Raw genomic sequence first — 2,682 nt, 5'->3', positions numbered from 1 at the left:
CGACCGTCATCTGCACCTTTCCAGACATGCCGGGCATCCGTGCCGCGGCCGAGTAGCGCGTTAGATGACCGGACTGGTGCTGGAGCGATTACTCGCCGACGAGACCCAGACAGCGCGGCTGGGCGAAGATCTGGCGCTGTCGCTGCGCCCAGGCGACGTGCTTGCCCTGAAGGGCGATCTGGGCGCCGGCAAGTCGACGCTGGCGCGGGCCTTGATCAGGACCTTGGCCGACGATGCCGGCCTCGACGTTCCGAGCCCGACCTTCACGCTGGTGCAGAGCTACGACACCCGCATTCCGGTGCATCATTTCGATCTCTACCGCCTGTCCTCGGCCGACGAGATCGATGAGCTTGGTTTCGACGAAGCCTTGGCGCAAGGTGCTGCTTTGGTCGAATGGCCGGAGCGGGCGGAAGCCCATCTGCCGAAAACCACGGTCCTGATCGAGCTCGTCCAGCATGGCGACGGCCGGCTGGCACGATTGTCGGGGCAGGGACCTGCCTTCGATCGGGCCGCACGGTCGCTGGCCATGCGCGACTTTCTCGTGAGCGCCGGCTGGGCGCAAGCGCAGCGCCGCCATTTCATTGGCGATGCTTCTGCCCGCTCTTACGAGATCGTTTCGCTGCCGGGCCAAAAGCCGCAAGTGCTGATGAACTCGCCACGGCTGGTGCTCGGCCCGCCGGTCCGCGACGGCAAGCCCTATGCCGAGATCGCCCACACCGCCCAGTCGGTTTCCGCTTTCGTCGCCATCGACCGCGCCTTGAAGGCAGGCGGCGTCAGCGTTCCGGAAATCCATGCCGAGGACCAGGAGCAGGGATTCCTGCTGCTCGAACATCTTGGCTCGGAAGGGTTCCTCGGCAGCGATGGCCAGCCGCTGCCCGAGCGCTGCGCGGCGGCGGCCGAGCTGCTGGCCATGATGCATGGCAGGACCTGGCCGCAGCGCCTGGAAACAGGGCATGGCGGCTTCCACGATGTCCCGCCTTTCGACCGCGAGGCCATGATGATCGAGGCCGATCTGCTGGTCGACTGGTACGTGCCGGCAATAACGGGCAGCCCGGCAAGCGGTGCCTTGCGCGCCGGCTACCACAAGCAATGGGGCGCGCTCCTCGACCGGCTGCACGGCCGCGAATATACGCTGATGCTGCGCGACTTTCATTCGCCCAACATCATCTGGCGCGGCGACCGTTCAGGGCATGATCGGCTGGGCATCGTCGATTTCCAGGACGCGCTGATCGGCCCGTCCGCCTATGACGTCGCCTCGCTGGCCATGGACGCGCGTGTTACGATGTCGCCCGAGATCGAGAGAAAGACGCTGGATGCCTATGTCGCGGCGCGCCACGTAGCCGGTGCTTTCGACGAGGCAAGCTTCCTGGAATCCTACGCCATCATGGCGGCGCAACGAAATTCCAAGATCCTCGGCATCTTCGTCCGCCTCGAAAAACGCGACGGCAAGCCCTATTATCTAAAACACCTGCCGCGCATTCGCGATTATCTGCGCCGGGCCTTGTCTCATCCGGCGCTGGCAAGCCTGCGCGAGTTCTACGACGCCCACGGTTTGCTGGAGGAGCGAGCGCTGTGACAGCAGGACCGGACACCGCCATCGTACTTGCCGCCGGCCTTGGCAAACGCATGCGGCCGATTACCGACACCATTCCCAAGCCGCTGGTCAGGATTGCCGGCAAGACGTTGCTCGACTGGAGCCTCGACAGCCTGGCTGCCGCCGGTGTCGCGAAGGCCGTGGTCAACGTCCACTATTTTCCCGAACAGATCGTCGCCCATGTCGCCGCCCGCCGCGCGCCAAAAATCGTCATTTCCGATGAGAGCGAACAACTGCTCGATTCCGCCGGCGGCATCGTCAAGGCGCTGCCGGAACTGGGCGAGCGACCCTTCTACATCCTCAATGCCGACACCTTCTGGATCGATGACGGTCCTCTCAATCTCCAGCGCCTCGCCCTTGCATGGGACGCGGCGAAAATGGATATTCTGCTGATGCTGGCGGATCTCCAACAGGCGACCGGACACTGCGGCAGCACCGATTTCCTGGTGGCGCCGGATGGCGGCTTGCGGCGTTCGAAAGGCGACCCGGCGGGGCTGATCTATGCCGGCGCGGCGATCGTCCATCCGCGCCTGTTCAAGGGCGCACCGGCCGGGCCGCACTCGCTCAACGCCTATTTCGATTCCGCCATCGCCGCAGGGCGCCTGTTCGGCATGCCCATGCATGGCCACTGGATCACCGTCGGCACGCCCGATGCCGTACCGCTCGCGGAAGCGGCGGTCGCCGGTGCGCTCATCGAGTCGCAATGAGCGGCTCCAGCCGCGTCTTCTCGATCCCGCCCGGAGCGCCGTTTCTGCCGACGCTTGCCGAGGCGCTGCTTGCCGGTCGTCTTGTTCCGGGGTTTCGATTCGACGGCGACCCGCTCGCTTTGGCCGATGCCACCATCTATGTGCCGACACGCCGTGCCGCGCGTGCCTTGCGGGGTGTCTTCGTCGACAGCCTGGCGGCACGCGGCGGCGGCGGCTCGGCGATCCTGCCGGTCATCCGGCCACTCGGCGAATTCGACGAGGATGAGGCCGCGTTCGAGACCGAGGCATCGGCGGCCATCGATCTGGCGCCGCCGATTTCGGCAACCGAACGCCTGTTGCTGCTGACGCCGCTGGTGCGCGCCTGGAAACGCCGGCTGCCGG

Annotated in this window: 2 protein-coding genes and 1 pseudogene; all 3 read left to right on the top strand. The window is 65.9% G+C overall.

Annotated elements, in window-relative coordinates; all coding sequences use genetic code 11:
* The first annotated feature begins 64 nt into the window (after positions 1-64).
* Entirely contained in the window at positions 65-1,576 is a 1,512-nt protein-coding gene (tsaE, locus tag EN914_RS31305) for a tRNA (adenosine(37)-N6)-threonylcarbamoyltransferase complex ATPase subunit type 1 TsaE (RefSeq protein WP_024501989.1), read from the top strand.
* A complete protein-coding gene (locus tag EN914_RS31300; protein WP_024501988.1) occupies positions 1,573-2,301 on the top strand; it encodes a nucleotidyltransferase family protein in 729 nt (242 codons plus the stop codon). The genes tsaE and EN914_RS31300 overlap by 4 nt, the downstream gene beginning before the upstream one ends.
* Positions 2,298-2,682: pseudogene (locus EN914_RS31295) on the top strand (double-strand break repair protein AddB); the annotation flags it as partial. The gene EN914_RS31300 and the pseudogene EN914_RS31295, both read left to right, overlap by 4 nt.

Source organism: Mesorhizobium sp. M7A.F.Ca.CA.001.08.2.1, from assembly GCF_003998455.1.
GTDB lineage: Bacteria > Pseudomonadota > Alphaproteobacteria > Rhizobiales > Rhizobiaceae > Mesorhizobium > Mesorhizobium ciceri.
This window is presented reverse-complemented; position numbering and strand designations above follow the sequence as displayed.